This is a genomic window from Actinoplanes sp. NPDC000266 (assembly GCF_042899005.1).
Lineage (GTDB): Bacteria > Actinomycetota > Actinomycetes > Mycobacteriales > Micromonosporaceae > Actinoplanes.
Map to the genome: position 1 here is coordinate 338,221 of NZ_JBIAZI010000010.1, position 17,147 is coordinate 355,367.

The 17,147-nt window shown below is 70.8% G+C and carries 18 protein-coding genes and 1 pseudogene; 14 read left to right on the forward strand and 5 right to left on the reverse strand.

Annotated elements, in window-relative coordinates:
- Positions 1 to 107: 107 nt before the first annotated feature.
- Together ACFY36_RS37015 and ACFY36_RS37020 are read left to right on the forward strand one after the other, a co-directional pair.
- Complete coding sequence (locus ACFY36_RS37015) at positions 108 to 617, forward strand: MarR family winged helix-turn-helix transcriptional regulator (protein ID WP_499750543.1); 510 nt, start codon at positions 108 to 110, stop codon at positions 615 to 617.
- Positions 618 to 681: 64 nt separating this feature from the next.
- Positions 682 to 1,095, forward strand: coding sequence for a DUF4395 domain-containing protein (locus ACFY36_RS37020; protein ID WP_499750544.1), 414 nt, complete (start codon positions 682 to 684; stop codon positions 1,093 to 1,095).
- Between the two features lie 42 nt (positions 1,096 to 1,137).
- Here the strand turns inward: ACFY36_RS37020 and ACFY36_RS37025 are convergent, their stop codons facing one another.
- Together ACFY36_RS37025 and ACFY36_RS37030 are read right to left on the reverse strand one after the other, a co-directional pair.
- A complete protein-coding gene (locus ACFY36_RS37025; RefSeq protein WP_020512124.1) occupies positions 1,138 to 1,806 on the reverse strand; it encodes a response regulator transcription factor in 669 nt (222 codons plus the stop codon).
- Between the two features lie 7 nt (positions 1,807 to 1,813).
- On the reverse strand, positions 1,814 to 3,502 hold the full coding sequence (locus ACFY36_RS37030) for a sensor histidine kinase (RefSeq protein ID WP_499750545.1): 1,689 nt from the start codon (positions 3,500 to 3,502) through the stop codon (positions 1,814 to 1,816).
- A 158-nt stretch (positions 3,503 to 3,660) separates the two neighbouring features.
- On the opposite strand from ACFY36_RS37030, the gene ACFY36_RS37035 reads away from it, so the two are divergent.
- The 7 genes and pseudogenes from ACFY36_RS37035 to ACFY36_RS37065 all read left to right on the forward strand — a co-directional run bounded on the left by ACFY36_RS37035 (position 3,661) and on the right by ACFY36_RS37065 (position 9,637).
- On the forward strand, positions 3,661 to 4,113 hold the full coding sequence (locus ACFY36_RS37035) for an SRPBCC family protein (RefSeq protein WP_499750546.1): 453 nt from the start codon (positions 3,661 to 3,663) through the stop codon (positions 4,111 to 4,113).
- A 23-nt stretch (positions 4,114 to 4,136) separates the two neighbouring features.
- A complete protein-coding gene (locus ACFY36_RS37040) occupies positions 4,137 to 5,681 on the forward strand; it encodes a hypothetical protein (protein WP_499750547.1) in 1,545 nt (514 codons plus the stop codon).
- 22 nt (positions 5,682 to 5,703) lie between these two features.
- Positions 5,704 to 6,654 carry an ROK family glucokinase gene (locus ACFY36_RS37045; protein WP_499750548.1) on the forward strand — a complete coding sequence of 317 codons (951 nt, stop codon included), beginning with the start codon at positions 5,704 to 5,706 and terminating at the stop codon, positions 6,652 to 6,654.
- A 4-nt stretch (positions 6,655 to 6,658) separates the two neighbouring features.
- Complete coding sequence (locus tag ACFY36_RS37050) at positions 6,659 to 7,336, forward strand: endonuclease/exonuclease/phosphatase family protein (protein ID WP_499750549.1); 678 nt, start codon at positions 6,659 to 6,661, stop codon at positions 7,334 to 7,336.
- 27 nt (positions 7,337 to 7,363) lie between these two features.
- The gene (locus tag ACFY36_RS37055) at positions 7,364 to 8,704 is read left to right on the forward strand and encodes a flavin-containing monooxygenase (protein WP_499750550.1); all 1,341 of its coding nucleotides are present in this window, start codon (positions 7,364 to 7,366) and stop codon (positions 8,702 to 8,704) included.
- Between the two features lie 8 nt (positions 8,705 to 8,712).
- Positions 8,713 to 8,841, forward strand: a pseudogene (locus tag ACFY36_RS37060) (hypothetical protein); the annotation flags it as partial.
- 367 nt (positions 8,842 to 9,208) lie between these two features.
- Complete coding sequence (locus tag ACFY36_RS37065) at positions 9,209 to 9,637, forward strand: hypothetical protein (protein ID WP_499750636.1); 429 nt, start codon at positions 9,209 to 9,211, stop codon at positions 9,635 to 9,637.
- A gap of 121 nt (positions 9,638 to 9,758) precedes the next feature.
- Here the strand turns inward: ACFY36_RS37065 and ACFY36_RS37070 are convergent, their stop codons facing one another.
- Positions 9,759 to 11,237 (reverse strand): alpha,alpha-trehalose-phosphate synthase (UDP-forming), encoded by a 1,479-nt coding sequence (locus ACFY36_RS37070; RefSeq protein ID WP_499750551.1) that lies wholly within the window; start codon positions 11,235 to 11,237, stop codon positions 9,759 to 9,761.
- A gap of 47 nt (positions 11,238 to 11,284) precedes the next feature.
- The gene (locus ACFY36_RS37075; protein ID WP_499750552.1) at positions 11,285 to 12,091 is read right to left on the reverse strand and encodes a DUF308 domain-containing protein; all 807 of its coding nucleotides are present in this window, start codon (positions 12,089 to 12,091) and stop codon (positions 11,285 to 11,287) included.
- A gap of 141 nt (positions 12,092 to 12,232) precedes the next feature.
- On the opposite strand from ACFY36_RS37075, the gene ACFY36_RS37080 reads away from it, so the two are divergent.
- Positions 12,233 to 12,973 carry a lysophospholipid acyltransferase family protein gene (locus tag ACFY36_RS37080; RefSeq protein WP_499750553.1) on the forward strand — a complete coding sequence of 247 codons (741 nt, stop codon included), beginning with the start codon at positions 12,233 to 12,235 and terminating at the stop codon, positions 12,971 to 12,973.
- An 86-nt stretch (positions 12,974 to 13,059) separates the two neighbouring features.
- On the opposite strand, the gene ACFY36_RS37085 is transcribed toward ACFY36_RS37080, so the two are convergent.
- Positions 13,060 to 13,737: a Crp/Fnr family transcriptional regulator gene (locus tag ACFY36_RS37085; protein ID WP_498700876.1), complete on the reverse strand. Its 678-nt coding sequence runs from the start codon at positions 13,735 to 13,737 to the stop codon at positions 13,060 to 13,062.
- Positions 13,738 to 14,004: 267 nt separating this feature from the next.
- On the opposite strand from ACFY36_RS37085, the gene ACFY36_RS37090 reads away from it, so the two are divergent.
- From ACFY36_RS37090 to ACFY36_RS37105, 4 genes are all read left to right on the forward strand, one after another.
- Complete coding sequence (locus ACFY36_RS37090; RefSeq protein WP_499750554.1) at positions 14,005 to 14,859, forward strand: phosphotransferase enzyme family protein; 855 nt, start codon at positions 14,005 to 14,007, stop codon at positions 14,857 to 14,859.
- Between the two features lie 22 nt (positions 14,860 to 14,881).
- Positions 14,882 to 15,370 carry a polyadenylate-specific 3'-exoribonuclease AS gene (locus ACFY36_RS37095; RefSeq protein ID WP_499750555.1) on the forward strand — a complete coding sequence of 163 codons (489 nt, stop codon included), beginning with the start codon at positions 14,882 to 14,884 and terminating at the stop codon, positions 15,368 to 15,370.
- A gap of 29 nt (positions 15,371 to 15,399) precedes the next feature.
- Positions 15,400 to 15,897, forward strand: a complete 498-nt coding sequence (locus ACFY36_RS37100; RefSeq protein WP_499750556.1) for a pyridoxamine 5'-phosphate oxidase family protein — start codon at positions 15,400 to 15,402, stop codon at positions 15,895 to 15,897.
- 145 nt (positions 15,898 to 16,042) lie between these two features.
- Positions 16,043 to 17,071 carry a 6-phosphofructokinase gene (locus ACFY36_RS37105; protein ID WP_499750557.1) on the forward strand — a complete coding sequence of 343 codons (1,029 nt, stop codon included), beginning with the start codon at positions 16,043 to 16,045 and terminating at the stop codon, positions 17,069 to 17,071.
- The last annotated feature ends 76 nt before the right edge of the window (positions 17,072 to 17,147 follow it).

Genomic DNA, 17,147 nt, shown 5'->3' on the forward strand with positions numbered 1-17,147 from the left:
AAACAGTAGTTCACCGTCTAACTATTCACAATCAAAAAATTAGACGTACGATGGTGAAGTGGAACCGGCGGCGGGTGGGTGAAGAGCGGGGCGGCAGAATGGCCGGCATGGCGGAGGAGCGGGACAGCGTGGACCAGCACGTGGCTCGGTGGGCGGCCTTCTGGAAGGACGAGCCGGCGTTCGCGCCCGAGATCGAGGGGGCGCTGGTGCGGATGAACTACATCCAGCGCGAGGCCCGGCGGGCCGACTCGGCGGCCTTCGCGGAGTCCAAGGAGCTCACCTTCGAGGACTACAAGACCCTGCACGTGCTGATGATCCAGCCGTGGCCGGTGGAGGCCACCCCGGCCCAGCTGGCCGAGGCCGCCGCCGTCACCCGGGCCGCCATGACCAGCCGGCTCGACCGGCTCGTGGCGGCCGAGCTGGTCACCCGGCAGCACGACGACATGGACCGGCGGCGGGTGATCATCCGGCCCACGGCGGCCGGGCGGGCCGCCTGGAGCAAGTACATCTTCGAGGGCATGAAACGCGATCGAAAGCTGCTCGGCGCGCTCTCGCACGAGGAGTTGATCCAGCTCAACGGCCTGCTGCGGAAGGTGCTGCTCGACCTCGAAAGTTGATCGGAACAGTGGGTGATGAGCCTCACGCAGCCCACCCGGCCCCCGGGGTGCGAAGCTTCCGGGCATGGAGCTCGATCCCCGCGGCCAGCGTTTCGCGGCCACGCTGACCAGCGTTGTCCTCGTTCTCGTGCTGGCCACCGGATGGGGATGGCTGGCGCTCGTCCAGACGGTGATCTTCGCGGTCACCGCCGCCGATCCGCGGCGCGGCCCTTACTCGTACGTCTATCGCGCCCTGGTTCTGCCCCGCATCGGGCCGCCGAGGGAGCGGGAGCCGGTCGCTCCCGTGCGGTTTGCCCAGTTAGTCGGATTTAGCTTTTTGGCTGTCGCGAGTGTCGGCTACCTCACCGGGGTGACCGCGCTCGGCGTCGTCTTCACGGCGTTCGGGCTGCTCGCGGCCTTCCTCAACGCGGCCTTCGGCCTCTGCCTGGGCTGCGAGGCCTACCTGGCGATCCGCCGCGTCACGGCCAGAAACGCATAAAGCCCGGCGGGGAGCCGGGCTGCATGCGAAACGACCAGATGATCAGAACTTGGGCGCGTCCGGAGCCTCGAGCAGGCCCAGCCGCAGCGCCGTCATCAGCGCCTGCGCCCGGTTGGCCGCGCCCAGCTTCTCGTACAGCTTCGAGATGTGGGTCTTGGCGGTCGACTCGGAGACGAACAGCTGCTTGGCGATGCCGGCGACGCTCATGCCGTCGGCCAGCAGGCGCAGCACCTGACCCTCACGCGGGGACAGCTGCGGGCCGGACGGGGCGAGGCGGCGCTTCATGGCCTCGGCCAGGTCGGCCGCGGTGAACGCGCTCGGCGCCGAGGCGGCGTGCCGGGCGGCCGCCACGACCTCGTCGGCCGGCGCGGTCTTGGGGACGAACGCGCTCGCGCCCGCCTCGAGAGCGCCGAAGAGCTGGTCGTCACCCGCGTACATGGTGAGGACGACGATGCCCATGTTGGCGTTGTTCTTGCGGAGGGCCTTGGTGGCCTCGAGGCCGCTGCCGTCGGGCAGGCGGAGGTCCATGATCACGACGTCCGGCTGCAGAGCACCGGCCTGACGGACCGCCTCGGCGGCCGTGGCCGCCTCACCCACGACCTCGAACTGACGGTCGCGCTCGAATGCGTGTCGCAGCCCCTTACGAATCAAGTCATGATCGTCAACAAGGAGGACCTTGGTGCGCGTCGTCGGCGCCGGACTGGTCGACATGCTCGGGTTACTCCCCTTCTGGAGCGGAAACGCTATCCCGCACGCTATCGCGCCTGGCCGGAGAACCGAGCACTACGGCAACGGTTGTCCCGCTGGGGTGTCGCGGCGTGATCTTGAGTCGGCCCCGGATCCGTTCCGCCCGCTCGGCCATGATGGTCAGACCATAACGACCGTCCGGGCGGTCGTCCGCGAAGCCCCGTCCGTCGTCGGATACCTCAATCTCGGCGTACGGGGGGTCGACGGTGCAGGTAACCCACAGATTAGAGGCTCCGGCGTGCTTGCGCGCGTTGGTGATCGCCTCCTGGGCGATCCGCAGCAACTCGGCCTCGGTCGCGGCGGGCAGCCGGGCCGTCGATTCGTCAAAAGTGAAGTGCACCCGCAGACCGGCCGAGGTGCCGAGCGTACGGGCGTACTCGGCGATCGCGGCCGCCAGGCCGCCGTTGCGGTCCACCTCGGAACGCAGCTCGAACAGGCTCAGCCGCAGCTCGGTGATCACGCGGGTCACCTCGCTGCGCAGCGAGCGCAGCTCCTCGGCCGTCTCGTCGGCGCCCTCGGGCAGGGTGGCCTGCGCGTTGTCGATGCCGTAGCCGACCATGACGAGCTCCTGCGCGACCCCGTCGTGGATCTCACGGGCGAGCCGCTGACGCTCCTCATTGGTGGCCAGCGACCGCACGTCGTCGAAGAGAAGGGCGGCTTCCAGCCGCAGGGCGGCGGGGTCGGTCACCCAGGTGACTTCACCGACGACGCTTGAGGGGTACGCATTCGCGACATCCGTCTCGAGGATGACGAGCCCGATCGTCCGCACCCCGGCGACCAGCGGCACGACCAGCGACGAGGTGTCGCCACGCCGGCCGGAGCGGGCCTGCGACCGGTTGGCGGTCATCGGCTGCTGGGTGGCCCACGCGTCGGCGATGGCCGAGTCGGCGTCGAGCGTCGTCTCCCAGTCGACCCGCTCGGCGCCGGTCTGCGCGAGCACCACGAGCCGGCCGCCGCCGCTGGCCGACAGCACGGCCGACCGGTCGGACGGGGTGACCAGGCGGAGCTCCTCGAGCAGGTGCTCGGAGATGCCGCCCGGGTCGAGGGTCGCGCCGGGAAGGGACCGGGCCACGCTGCGCAGCTGAGTGAGCAGGCGGGTGGCCTCGGCGTACGGCTGCGGTGTCGGCTCTGTGGGCTGCATCAGCTGGCGCATGGTGTCGGCCGCGAACGTGATGATCGCGCCGAGCACCAGCCACTGACCGCCGGCCGCGAGGAAGCCCGGCTGGGTGATCGGGCTGACCTCGCCGATCAGGGTGCCGCCGACCACCAGCGAGACGGCCGCGACGCCGAGCAGCGCGGCGCCCTCGGTGGGGCGGCGGCGAAGGGCCGCGGTCAAGAGCGGGACAGTGAGGTACGGCAGTACGACCTCGGCGCCGAAGCCGGCGTCCAAAGTGCCGTGCACGTCGGCCGCGGCGGCGATCGAGCCCGCGGCCAGTCCCGTGATCGTGACCTCGGCGAACCGCCCGAGAGGAGCGAACAACCGGTGATCGGGGGAGAGGAAGGCGGGCAGGGCGGCCACGGCGAGCAGGGCTATCCAGCCGAGCTGGCGCACCTCGCCGGTGGCGATCAGGGTGAGCGCCGCGACCAGCGCGAGCATGACGATGCGCGCGGCCACCGCAAGCGGTTGGACGCGCGCGGAGACGCTGGCTAGGACCGGCACCTGACGGATGGTAGTCGCCCCGGCCCGAAGCGGCTCGTGGCGCGGGTGCGTCGCCGTTCGTGGCGCGGGTGCGTCGCCGTTCGTGGCGCGGGCCCGTCGCCGTTCGTGGCGCGGGCCCGTCGCCGGGAATGTCGTACCGAGCGGGTAGCCTCCCGTGCATGGCGGACACCTCGACGCAGTCGATCCAGGTCCATGCGCCCCTCGACCGCGTGGCCGCGGTGATCAGCGACTTCCCGCGCTACCCCGAGTGGGCCGAGGCGATGAAGACGGTGGAGGTCCTCGAGGAGTACGAGGACGGCTACGCGGCCACGGTCCGGTTCGTGATAGACGCCGGGGTGATGGCCGACGACTACACGCTGGAGTACGCGTACTCCGACGACCTCTCCCACATCGAGTGGCATCTGGTCCAGCCCTCGAAGACGCAGAAATCCCAGCGCGGCTCCTATGACCTTGCCGACGGTGGCGACGGCACCACCAAGGTGACGTACACACTTGAGGTGGAGCTCTCCATCGGCATGCTCGGCATGTTCCGCCGCAAGGCCGAAAAGATGATCATGGACACGGCGCTGAAGCAGCTCAAGCGCCGCGTCGAGAGCCTCCCGCCGAGCTGAGAGCACCACCCGAGGAGCGCCACATGTCCGGTTCCGCCCGAGAGGAGGCCGAGCGCCTGATCGCCACGGCCCTGGCCGCCCTGTCCAACGCAGTCGGCTCGCCCGGCGGCACCGCGTCCCCGCAAGAATCCGCCTCGGGTGTGACCGGCGACTCAGGCGGCGACGCGCCCGGCAATTCAGGCGGCGGCTCCGGTAGCGGCGGCGACTCGCCCGGCTCCGGCAGCGGCGGGTCGGCGGGCGGCTCTGGCAGCGGCGGGTCGGCGGGCGGCTCTGGCAGCGGCTCGGCCGGCGATCCCGGCGATGGCTCAGGTGGTCTCGGCGGCGAGCGGGCCGGTGGCTCGGGCGGTGGGCCTGACTGGGGCCGGCTCGGCAGTGGACTGGCCTCGGCGATCCGAACGGCGGGCGACCGCCTCGGAGACCTGGGCGGTCTCGCCGAAGGTTCGCAAACCCGGACGAAGCCGGCTTCCGGTGGAGGACGTTGGGCGACCGGAAGCCCGGAATGCTGTGTATGTCCGGTGTGTCAGGCGATCGCGGCGACGCGCGACCCGAGCCCGGTGACAGCGGCCCGCCTGGCGAGCCGGGCCGGGGACATCGCCACCGGCATGGCCCATCTGATGCGCGCGGTCTCCGCGATGACGGGGGAGAGGAGCCGTCCCCCGGCGCGCCCGGCCCCGAAGGAGACCCGCCCCGGCAACGCCGACCAGACGTGGTCGTCGGCCACCCGTTCGGCGAACGCCCGGAACACCGCGGACCAGGCATGGACCGCCGCAACGAACACACAGCCGACGGCCGGAACCAGCGGTGCCACCGCGACCAGCGATGCGGCCGCGACCAGCGGTGCCACCGCGACGGGCGGTGCCACCGCGACGGGCGGTGCCACCGCGACGGGCGGTGCCACCGCGACGGGCGGTGCTGCCGCGACTGGCGGTGCTGCCGCGACTGGCGGTGCGGCCGATGCAGCCGCGACGGCGGGTGACGCCTGGGCGGCCGCCTCGACGGACAATGCTGCCGCGACGAGCGGTGATGCTTGGGCGGCGGCCACGACGGCCAGTGCGGCCGCGGCGGCGGCCGAACACGCGGCCGAGCTCAAGGCCCGCCGCGAAGCGGCCCAGCAGGCGGCGGCCGAGGCGGCCCGCCGTGTCGCCGAGGCCGCCGAGCAGGCGCGGGCCCGCCGAGACGCCGAGGCCGCGCGGGAAGCAGCAGCCGCGCGGGAGGCCGCAGGCGCGGGGCAGAGCGCGAACGCGGGATCTGGCGATTTCGGGAATGCGGGTACAAAGCCGGGCGGCTCGGAACCGAGCGCGGGCGCGCCGGCCGGCGGTTCCCCGTCAAGTGCGAGCGCGGCAGCCGGTGGGGGCGGTGAGCGCGGTCCCAACGAGACCGGCGACACTGCGCGTGGGGTGGGGCGGGAAAGCCGTACACCCCGAAGGTTTGATGTGTGGGCCGCGGCCACCGCGGATGCGGGTGTTGCCGACGTGGCGCCGAGTGCGACGGTGGATCATGATGTGGCGGGCGCGGAGGCGCCCTCGGACAGTGAGGCCCGTGACGCCCTCGACGGTGGCGCGGAGTGATGGGACAGAGGGGACGGGCAGCGTGACGCTGACCATCGGAGTCGACGTCGGCGGCACCAAGGTTGCCGGTGGGGTGGTCGACGAGCACGGGACCGTGTTGGCTTCGAACCGCCGGGACACGCCCGCCGAGGACCCGGCCGGCACCCGGGACACGATCGTCGAGGTCGCCGCCGAGCTTGCCGCCGCCTATCCGGACGCCACCGCCATCGGCATCGGCGCCGCCGCCTGGATCGACGCCGCCGGATCGACCGTGCTCTTCGCGCCGAACCTGGCCTGGCGTGACGAGCCGCTGCGCGACTACGTGAGCAAGGCCGTCGGCCTGCCCACCGTGCTCGAGAACGACGCCAACGTGGCCGCCTGGGCCGAGTTCCGCTTCGGCGTCGCCCGGCACGCCGACGACTCCATGGTGATGATCACCGTGGGGACCGGGATCGGTGGCGGCATCGTCCTCAACGGCAAGCTGTGGCGCGGCGCCAACGGCATCGCGGCCGAGCTCGGCCACATCCAGTCCGTGCCCGACGGTCACCCTTGCGGTTGCGGGCGGCTGGGCTGCCTCGAGCAGTACGCCAGCGGCAACGCCCTCGTCCGGTTCGCCCGAGCCGGCGCCCGGCAGGAGCCCGAGCGGGCCGCCCAGCTGCTCGAACTGGCCGGCGGCGATCCCCTCGCGATCACCGGGCGGCAGATCACCGAGGCCGCGCGGGCCGGCGACGGTGTCGCCCGTGACGCGTTCGGCCAGATCGGCTACTGGCTCGGCGTCGCCATGGCCGACCTCGCGCAGAGCTTCGACCCGCAGATCCTCGTCGTCGGCGGCGGTGTCGTCGACGCCGGCGACCTGCTCATGACGCCCACCCAGACGACCTATCGCGACCAGCTCAAACAGCGCGGCCGCTTCCCGGTCGCCGAGCTGCACGCCGCCGAGAGCGGCAACACCGCCGGCATCCTCGGCGCCGCCGACCTGGCCCGGCGTCCCTGATTTCATGACCGGGCCCGCGCTGCGCGTCATCAGCTACAACGTTCACGGCCTGAAGGACGACCGGGGCGCCCTCGTCGATCTGATCCGCGAGCTCGCCCCGGACGTCCTGGTCGTGCAGGAGGCGCCGCGGCGCTTCCGCTGGCGGCACCGCTGCGCCGCCCTGGCCGACGACCTCGGCATGGTGGTGGCCGCCGGCGGCCTGCCCGCCCTGGGCAATTTGCTGCTGGTCAACCTGCGGGTGCGGGTGCTCGACACGTGGGTGATGCGCTATCCGCTCACCCCGGGCCGTCATCTGCGCGGCGCCGTCTTCGCCCGCGGGTCGGTGCGCGGCGGCACCTTCACCGTGGCCGGCTCCCATCTGGCCACCGACCCGGCCGAGCGGCCCGCCCAGGCCGCCCTCTGGAAAGAGGCGCTCACCGCCGTCGACGGCCCGCTGATCGCCGCGGCCGATCTCAACGAGGGCCCGGGCGGCGGCGCCTGGCGTACGGTCGAAGACGGTTTTGTCACCTCGGCCGACAACCGGCCCACCTTTCCGGCCACCGTGCCCGCCCGGCGCATCGACGGGCTGTTCGTCAGCCCCGACATAGCCATCGACAAGTACGAGATCGTCGAGAACGACCGGGCCCGTCGCGGGAGTGATCATCTTCCGGTCGTCGCGGACCTGGTTCTGCCTTCCGAGTAGGCCCATCGGTCTGGCAATATCTCGGCCGTGCCCGACACCGAGATCGCCGACCGTCGAGACGCCATCTGCGTCGTGGGCGCCGGCGCCAGCGGCCTGGCCGCCGTCAAAAGCCTGCGTGAGCAGGGCTTCGAGGTCGACTGCTACGAGCGCGAGACCGCCGTGGGCGGCGCCTGGAACTGGCGTCACGACCGCAGCCCGGTCTCTTCCGGAACCCATCTGATCTCGTCGCGGCCGCTCACCGAGTTCCCCGACTTCCCGATGCCCGACACATGGCCCGACTATCCCCACCACAGCCAGGTGCTGTCCTATCTGGAGCGTTACGCCGAGCACTTCGGGATCACCGGCGACGTCTGGTTCGGCACCGAGGTGGTCGAGGCCGTGCCGGTGGGGGACGGGCGCTGGGACGTGACGACCAGGTCGACCGGCGGCGGGTCCGAGGAGAGGATTCAGCGGTACGCCGGGCTGGTCGTGGCCAACGGCCACAACTGGTCTCCCGCCCGGCCCGCGATCCCGGGCGACTTCCGAGGTCAGGTGATCCATGCGGCGGCGTACAAGGACCCGGCCCAGATCCGCGGCAAACGGGTGCTGGTGATCGGCGGCGGCAACACCGGTTGCGACATCGCGGTGGAGGCGGCCCAGCAGGCCACGGCGGTCTGGCATTCCACCCGGCGCGGTTATTGGCTGGCGCCGAAATACGTCCTGGGGCGCCCGGCCGACCAGGTCAACGACCGTCTGTCGAGATTCAAATTCCCATTGCGTGTACGCCAGTGGCTGTACCGCCGCATCCTGACCCTCACGGTCGGCGACCTGACGAGATACGGCCTGCCCACACCGGACCACAAGCCGTACGAGAGCCACCCGGTCGTCAACAGCCAGCTCCCGTACTACCTGGGCCACGGCCGGATCACCCCGGTGCCGGACGTGACAGCGTTCGACGAGAAGAAGGTCGAGCTGGCCGACGGCTCCCACATCGAACCCGACCTGGTGATCACGGCGACCGGCTACCGCCCGCGCTTCGACTTCCTAGCCCCGGAACTGCTCGACACCGACCCCGCCGGCCGCCCCGACCTGCATCTGCACGCCTTCGCCCGCAAGCACCCGACCCTGGCGGTGATCGGCCTGCTCCAGACCGACGCGGGCTTGTTCCCCCTGGCACATTGGCAGAGCGTGGCAGTCGCCCGCTGGCTGCGCCTGCGCCTCGACGCCCCGGCCCTCGCGGCGGCCGTGCAGCAGAAGGAGTCGGCCCGCCCCTTGGCATCGTGGTCCCGCCGCCGCATGGTGCCGTCCCGCCGCCATTGGTTCGAGGTCGACCACATCGACTACCTCAGGGCCGTCGACGGCCTCCTGCGCGAGATGGAGCCCGCCTGATGCTCGAAATGGGCCCGATCCGCCTGAAGGACTGGACATCACCCGTACCCCCACACGCCCGCGAGGTCCTCTCCCGCTTCCCCGACGACACTGACCGCCTCGCCGATGGCACCGACCGCCTCGCCGATGGCGCTGGCCGCCTCGCCGATGGCGCTGGCCGCCTCGCCGGTGGCCCGGGCCACCTCGTCGACGGCGCTGGTCGCTTTATCGACAGCGCTGGACGCGTCTCTGGCAGCGCTGGACATCTCTCCGGCGGCACTTATAGCGACAAATCCGTAAATATCCTTTTCGTGCCTGGGAGTGAGGGCGGACGCGGACTTTGGGGTATGCGCGGACCTTGGAGCCGAGGCAGGCTTGGGGGCCGCGCGACCGGGCGCAGCGGCGAAGGGCGCGGCGGCGAGGGCGTGGCTGGGCGTGGCGGCGAGGGCGTGGCCGGGCGCGGTGACGCGGGCGTGGCCGGGCGTGGCGACGCGGGCGTAGCCGGGCGTGGCAGCGAGGCCGTGGATGAGCCACGCGGCGAGACGCGCGACGGCGCGGGTGCGGCTGGGCATGACGGCGCTGGGCGTGGTGGCGCGGGTGGGCGTGGCGGCGCTCGGCGTGGTGGCGCGGGTGGGCGTGGCGGCGCTGGGCGTGGTGGCGCGGGTGGGCGTGGCGGCGCTGGGCGTGGTGGCGCGGGTGGGCGTGGCGGCGCTGGGCGTGGTGGTGTCGGGGCTGAGGCGTTTGCTGAGCACTGGCTGCCTCGGGCTGCGGCTCGGGGGTATGCGGCGCATGTTCTTGTGCCGCGGCCCGGTGGAGGGCTGCGCGAGCATGTGCATGATGTTGTTCAGGTGGCGGCCTCGCTGCCGGCCCGTGTGGTGTTGGTGGGGCACGATGAAGGGGCTCGCGTCGTGGCGTACGCGATGGGGCGTTATCCGGCGAAAGCTGGGGTTTTGATCTGTCCGGTCGTCAAGGACAAAGTGGTTCCCCGGGTTGTCGGGCGGGCCTCTGTGCTCGTGGCGGGGAGCCCTGATGATCGTGTTGTGGGGCGGAAAGGGCTTGACCGTGTGGCCGCTCTCTACGGGGTGGCGCCGTTGCTCTTTCCGGGCATGGGCCATGACCTGATGCTCGGTGATGACGCGGCCGAGCCGATCGAAGCTGTTCTCGATTGGCTCGAGAAGGAGAGTGTCGTCAGGTAGTCCTGGGCCCACGCGTGGATGTCGTGGACCGTCAAGTAGTGGCGCATCGCGGCCATCCGGCGGGCCAGGTCGGACGGGGTGGCGCTCATCGCCTGCAGCAGTGTCTCCTTCAGGCCGTCCACGTCGTGCGGGTTGACCTGGAAGGCGTCCTCCAGCTCGGCCGCCGCGCCGGCGAACTCGCTCAGCACCAAGGCTCCGCTGTCGTCGCGGCGGGCCGCCACGAACTCCTTGGCGACCAGGTTCATGCCGTCGCGCAGCGGTGTCACCACCATGACGTCGGCCGTCTGGTAGAGGGCGGCCAGGTCGGCCCGGTCGAACGGCTGGTTCAGATAGTGAATGGCCGGCTCGCCCACTCGTCCGTACTCGCCGTTGATCCGGCCGACCTCGCGTTCGATGCGGTCGCGCAGGCCCCGGTACGTCTCCACGCGCTCCCGGCTCGGCACCGCCACCTGCACCATCACCGTGTCGCGGACCTTCACCCAGCCGTCGCGCAGCAACTCCGAATAGGCCGTCAGGCGATGTTCGATGCCCTTCGTGTAGTCGAGGCGGTCGACGCTGAGCAGGACCTTCTTCGGTGACCCGAGGTCGTGCCGCAACTGCTTGGCCTGATTGATGACGTACGGACGGGCCGACAGCGACCGCATCTCGGTCACATCGATCGACACGGGGAACGCTCCCGTGCGTACCACCCGGTCCTCGAGAACTATCGCGTCGTCCGCGCCCTCCGCGCCCAGCAGCTTCGCCGCCAGCTGGGCCACGTTGTGGGCCGCCTGTGGGCGCTGGAAGCCGACCAGGTCGGCCCCGAGCATGCCGCGCAGCAGCTCCACCCGGCGGGGGAGCTGCATGAACAGCTCCGGAGGCGGGAACGGCACGTGCATGAAGAAGCCGATCAGCAGGTCGGGCCGCAGCTCCCGCAGCATCTGCGGCACCAGCTGCAGGTGATAGTCCTGCACCCAGACCGTCGCCCCGGGCTCGGCCACCTCGGCCGCCGCCTCGGCGAACCGGCGGTTGACCGCCCGGTACGTCTCCCACCAGCCGCGGTCGAAGACCGGCGGCTCGACCGCGTCGTGGTAGAGCGGCCACAACGTCGAGTTGGCGAACCCCTCGTAGTAGCCGCGGGTCTCGTCCTCGTCGAGGGCCATCGGGCGCAGGCGCAGGGTGCCCAGATCGGCCAGGGGGCGGGCCTCACCGACCGTCCCGTCCCAGCCCACCCAGGTCGCCGACGTCTGCTGGAGGATCGCGTGCAACGCTCCGGCCAGGCCGCCGGGACTTCGGCGCCACTCGCACGCCCCGTCCGGGGCCGCGCTGTCATCGAGCGGAAGACGGTTGGCGACGACGACCAGCGAGCTCTGGCGCATCACCGAAGGTTACCGGACGACTACCGACGATCTATAGGGACGGTGGTCTATACAACAGCGCCGTCGTCGTAGTCGTCGTCCTCGTCGTCACCGGACCGCAGCCGCCAGACCAACATCACCGCGCCCGAGACGATCGCGGCGAAGCCCAGCACCGTCACGTAGTCGCGGTCGATCGGCAGCAGGCGCGGAAAGAGGAAGAGCACGAAGCCGACGACCACGCCGAGGATGCCGAACACCGCGTATTTCGAGATCTTCGGCAGCGGCGGGGGAGGAGGCGGTGTGTACCGCTCGTCCTCGTCATCGTCGTCCGGGTTGTCGGGCAGGTCGTCGAGACCCTCGAGCACCGACGGGTCGGGCTTGTCGGTGCGCCGCCGGTTGAGCGAGACGCCGGAGAAGTCGGCCGCCGACTGGAGCCCGCCCAGGCGCGGCGGCTCCTTGTCCTTGGGCGGCGCGTCCATGCCCTCGGCCTCGGGCCACGGCGCCGCGGTCGGATCGACCGTCGTGTGGAAGCCGGCCACGATCTTGGCCCACTCGGCCTCGATGTCGGGCTCGGCCGTCGGGTCGTCGGGCGGGGTGGGCAGCGCGCCGCCGGTCACCTTGTGCAGATGTTCGCGGGCCGTGTCGAGGTGGGCCCGGTCGACGAAGAGCCGGTCGGTCGGCCGCGCGGGCAGCGTGGTGGCGCGAAGAATCGGATTGAGATCGGCCGTCGGCTGCAGGTAAGCAGCGATGCCGCCGGCGGCCAGCACATCCAAGAGGTGCTCACCGACGCGCGGATCCACGTCGCCCGCGGCCGCATAGTCGGCCGCGTCGAGACCGTTGTCCCGCCGCCCGCGGCGAGCCCCACCCGCTGTCACCCTGCAACACTCCCTCGCCCCGACCGTGCCTTGAATGGTGACACGACATGGACCGGTTGCGGGAGTGCGTTGTGGCGCGCCGTCCCGCTTCGTACGCTTCCTCTGCGCCCGGATGTCCCGGTCGTCCGAGAAAGGACCCCCGTGTTCTACTCGCTGCTCAAGTACGTGGTTCTCGGGCCGCTTCTCAAGTTGCTCTTCCGTCCCGACGTACGCGGCCTGTCCCACCTGCCCCGTAACGGCCCGGTGATCCTGGCCTGCAACCACCTGTCGTTCTCCGACTCGATCTTCACACCACTGGTCGTCGATCGCAGGGTGACCTTCGTCGCCAAAGCCGAATACTTCACCGGCAAGGGGATCAAGGGCTGGCTCATGCGGCAGTTCTTCGCGGGCACGGGGACGATCCCGGTCGACCGTTCCGGTGGCAAGGCCGCCCAGGCGGCCCTGGAAACCCTGCTGAGAGTGCTGCGTGAGGGCGGAATCGCGGGCATCTATCCCGAGGGCACCCGGTCACCCGACGGGCGGCTCTACCGCGGCAAGACGGGTGTGGCCCGGCTCGCCCTCGAGAGCGGCGCCCTGGTGGTGCCGGTCGCGCTGCTGAACACCGACGAGATCCAGCCCACCGGCACCCTCATTCCGAAGATCCAGCGGGTACGCATGCGCTTCGGCGCCCCGCTCGACTTCTCCCGCTACGCCCAGTCGAAGGGCGACCGCTTCGTCGAGCGAGCCATCACCGACGAGATCATGTACGAGCTGATGGCCCTCTCCGGCCGCGAGTACGTAGACGTATATGCGGCAAGCCTGAAGACTTCAATCGAGTCACCGATGAAGCGCGACCAAAGTCGCACTGCGCCCGTCGGTGTCGAGGGCTCCGAAAAAGGCTAGGCGCAGCCGAGGTCTTCTTCGGCGCCCTCGACACCGACCTCGTGGGGCGCAGTGCCCGCCGAGCGGAGCGAGGCCAGCCAGCTCAGCTAACTCAACATTCCGGCGCGACGGCGTAGGGCCGGGAGGTCGGTGACGACGATGCGGCGGCCCTCGGTGCGCAGCCAGCCGCGGCTCGCGAACGAGCCGATGGCCTGGTTGACGCTCTGGCGCGAGCCGCCCGCCATCTCGGCCAGCTGACTCTGGTTGAGCTCGATGGTGATCATCGGGGCCTGGCTCTCGCCGGCCAGCCGGACCAGGGTCTTGGCGACCCGGCCGGGCAGGTCGAGGAAGACATGGTCGGTGTTCTGCTCGGTGAGCCGGCGGATCAGCGCGCCCACCGACCGCATGACCGCGTCGAGGATGCGCGGGTTGGAGTGCACGAGGTCCATGAAGGCGGCCCGCGACAGGGTCAGCGCCTGGCAGTCCTCGATCGCCTCGGCCGAGGTGCTGCGGGTCGAGGCGTCCAGAAGAGACACTTCCCCGAGTACGCCCGGAGGCCGCACCACGGTCAGGACGGCCCGCTCGCCGGTCGGCGCCGTGCGGAAGATGGCCACCGCGCCGCGCCTCAGGATGATCAGCGATTCGCCCGGATCGTTCTCGACGAAGAGGATCTGTCCTTTGCGGTACGTCCGTGGCACAGCGGCCGCGATCACTCGCTGACGGACGTCCGGCTCGAGTCCGGCGAACATGTCGACGCCGGTCAGCGCGTCGCCGTTGTCCGGCATGCGATTGTCCACGGCGTCATCCCTCCCCCGGTGGGACCGCGTGTGTTGCGAGCGGCCGAATCGCGCCGCCCCCCGGCGCGAACGATCACTCTTAGCACAGAGCCACCCACCGGCGCCATTTCTGCGCACGTGTGCCCGCGAGCGCCTCATAGGATCATGTCGCGCCGGTCGCTATCTGTAAACCTCTCAATTGCGAACGGTGAGCGTAGTCGGGGCGTCACCCTGGTTGTCCGTTGTTTTTTACAGATCTGCGCCGATAATCCCGCCGTGCCGGATGACGAGCTTCTTGAATCGACGCTGCGGGCCCAGTGGCATCTGGTCCCCGCCGAGATCACCGCCCTCCCGGACGTGCTCATGTCATACGGATGGGAGGTGACGGCCGGGTCCGAGCGGTACGTCGTGCGGCTCTCCGAGACCGGCTGCCGCCAGCCGGTCGAGGCCGGCCTGGCCGCGGCCGAGCACCTGCGCGGCCGCGACATCGCGGCCGGCGAGCCGGTGCGCACGCTGTCCGGCGGCCTCACCGCGCAGACCCCGGACGGCGCCTTCGCCGTGCTGCGCCGGGTGCCCGGCCGCCGCCTGGACGGGGCCGACCCGATCGACCAGCAGTTCTGGGGCGACCGGCTCGGCGCCGCCCACCGGGCCCTGCAGGGCTTCCACCATCCGGGCCTGCGGCCGTGGCAGCTGCTCGACCCGGACGCCCCGCATCTGGCCGCCGAGCCCTGGCTGCGCGGCGTGGTCCTCGACGCGGTCACGGCGGCCACGCGGGTCACGGTCACCGACCGGCTGACGTACGGGGTGCTGCACGGCGACCCGGCCCCGGACGTCTTCGTGGTCGATCCCGGCACCGGCCGGGCCGGCCTGCTCGACTGCGGCGCCAGCGGCCTGGGCCCGCTGGTCTACGACGTGGCCGCCGCCGTCGCGTACGCCGGAGGCCTCAGCCAGGCCGCCGAGCTGATCGACGGCTACGCCGCGGCTGGGCCGGTCGGAGCGGACGAGCTGTACGCCGTACTGCCAGTGCTTCTGAAGTTGCGCTGGGCCGTCCAGGCCGACCGGGCCGTACGTCTGGGCCTGCCGGAGACCCTGCGGAGTGCAAAAGCGGCCCTCGACGCCATGCCGAGCTGATCGTGGTGGAGGATGTCCCCCGATGCCATACCGCTATTTCTATGACTGCGAGTTCATCGAGGACGGGGTCACCATCGACCTGGTCTCGATCGGCGTGGTCGACGAGTTCGGTCGCGAGTTCTACGCGATCAGCACGGAGTTCGACGACAGCAAGGCCATCCCCTGGGTGCGCCGCAACGTCCTCGACAAGCTCCCCTCGCCCTCCGACAAGGCGTGGCGCTCGCGCGAGCGGATCCGCGACGACCTGTACGCCTTCCTGACGGAGCCGGTCGAGGGCCGCAGCGAGCAGATCGAGCTGTGGGCGTGGTTCGCCGCCTACGACCACGTGGCTCTGGCCCAGCTCTGGGGCGCGATGCCGGCCCTGCCGCGGGACATCCCGCGCTTCACCAAGGACCTGCGCCAGCTCTGGGACGACCAGGGCCGCCCGCACCTGCCCTCGATGTCGGGCCGGCACGACGCCCTGGTCGACGCGAAGCACAATCTGGCCCGCTGGCGGGCGATGGGCGGTTGAGCCGCCCCCGGCGGGGAACTGCCGGAATCATGACGAACACCGAGCAGGAACAGCGCGACAAGGTCAAGCAGATGATCGCGGACGCCCGCATCTGCATGGTGACCACCATGACCGCCGACGGCAAGCACGTGAGCCGCCCGATGGCGCTCCAGGAGGTCGAGTTCGACGGCGACCTCTGGTTCTTCACCTACACGACATCCGACCTGGTCGAGCAGATCGGACTGCATCCGCAGGTGAACGTCGCCTTCAGTGACCAGAAGCAGAACAACTGGATCTCCCTGTCCGGCACGGCAACCCGCGCCGACGACCCGGAGAAGGCGCGCGAACTGTGGAATCCGGCGCTCAAAGCCTGGTTCCCGGACGGACTCGAGACGCCGGAGCTTACGCTGGTCAAGGTGCATGCGGAGACCGCTGAGTACTGGGCGGCGGCACACAGTTCCAAGGTCGTCACTCTGCTGGGCTACGCCAAGGCGGCCGTAACCGGAAAGACCCCGGACGCGGGGGAGAACGAAACCGTCAGGCTGTAGCGGGGCGCTTCGGGGCGGTGTGAGCCGGACCGCTAAAGTTCGGCTTGCGGCCCGCCCCGGGCCCGGCAACGCTGCCGATCACTCGCTCCCTGGGGCTCGACGGGCCTGTGCAACTCGCACCTGAAATCAGGGAGGACGAGCAATCATGCGTATCGGCGTGCTCACCGGCGGCGGCGACTGCCCCGGTCTCAACGCGGTGATCCGGGCGGTGGTCCGCAAGGGCGTCGCCGCTTACGGTCACGAGTTCGTCGGGTTCCGCGACGGCTGGAAGGGCCCGCTCGAGGGTCTGACGAAGCCGCTCGGCATCGCCGAGGTCCGCGGCATCCTGCCGCGCGGCGGCACCATCCTGGGCTCCTCGCGCACCAACCCCTTCAAGATCGAGGGCGGCGTCGAGAAGATCAAGGCGAACCTGGCCGAGCAGGGCGTGGACGCCCTGGTGGCGATCGGCGGCGAGGACACCCTCGGCGTCGCCACCAAGCTGAACGACCTGGGCGTCAACGTCGTGGGTGTGCCCAAGACGATCGACAACGACCTCAACGCCACCGACTTCACCTTCGGCTTCGACACCGCGGTCAACATCGCGATGGAGGCCATCGACCGGCTGCACACCACGGCCGAGTCGCACCACCGCACGCTGGTCGTCGAGGTCATGGGCCGCCACGCGGGCTGGATCGCGCTGCACGCCGGTCTCGCCGGTGGCGCCAACGTGATCCTGCTGCCCGAGCGCCCGTTCGACGTGGAGCAGGTCGCGACGTACGTGACCAAGCGCTTCCAGGTCGAGTACGCGCCGATCGTCGTCGTCTCCGAGGGCGCCCAGCCGCTCGACGGCCAGATGTCGCTGCAGAGCAAGGAGCTCGACTCCTTCGGCCACGTCCGCCTCGGCGGCATCGGCCAGTGGCTGGCCGAGCAGCTCGAGGAGAAGACCGGCAAGGAGGCCCGTACGGTCGTCCTCGGTCACATCCAGCGCGGCGGCACCCCGTCCGCGTTCGACCGGGTGCTCGCGACCCGCTTCGGCCTGCAGGCGATCGACGCCGTCCACGAGGGCGACTTCGGTAAGATGATGGCGCTGCGGGGCACCGACATCGTCCGCGTGCCGCTGATCGAGGGCACCGGCGAGCTCAAGACCGTTCCGCTGTCGCGGTACGAAGAGGCCGAGGTCTTCTTCGGCAGCTGATCCACGGCTTTCAAAGGGCGGCCGAGAGGCCGCCCTTTGTCTTTCTTCGAGTTGTCTTTCTTCGAGGGGCGCGGGA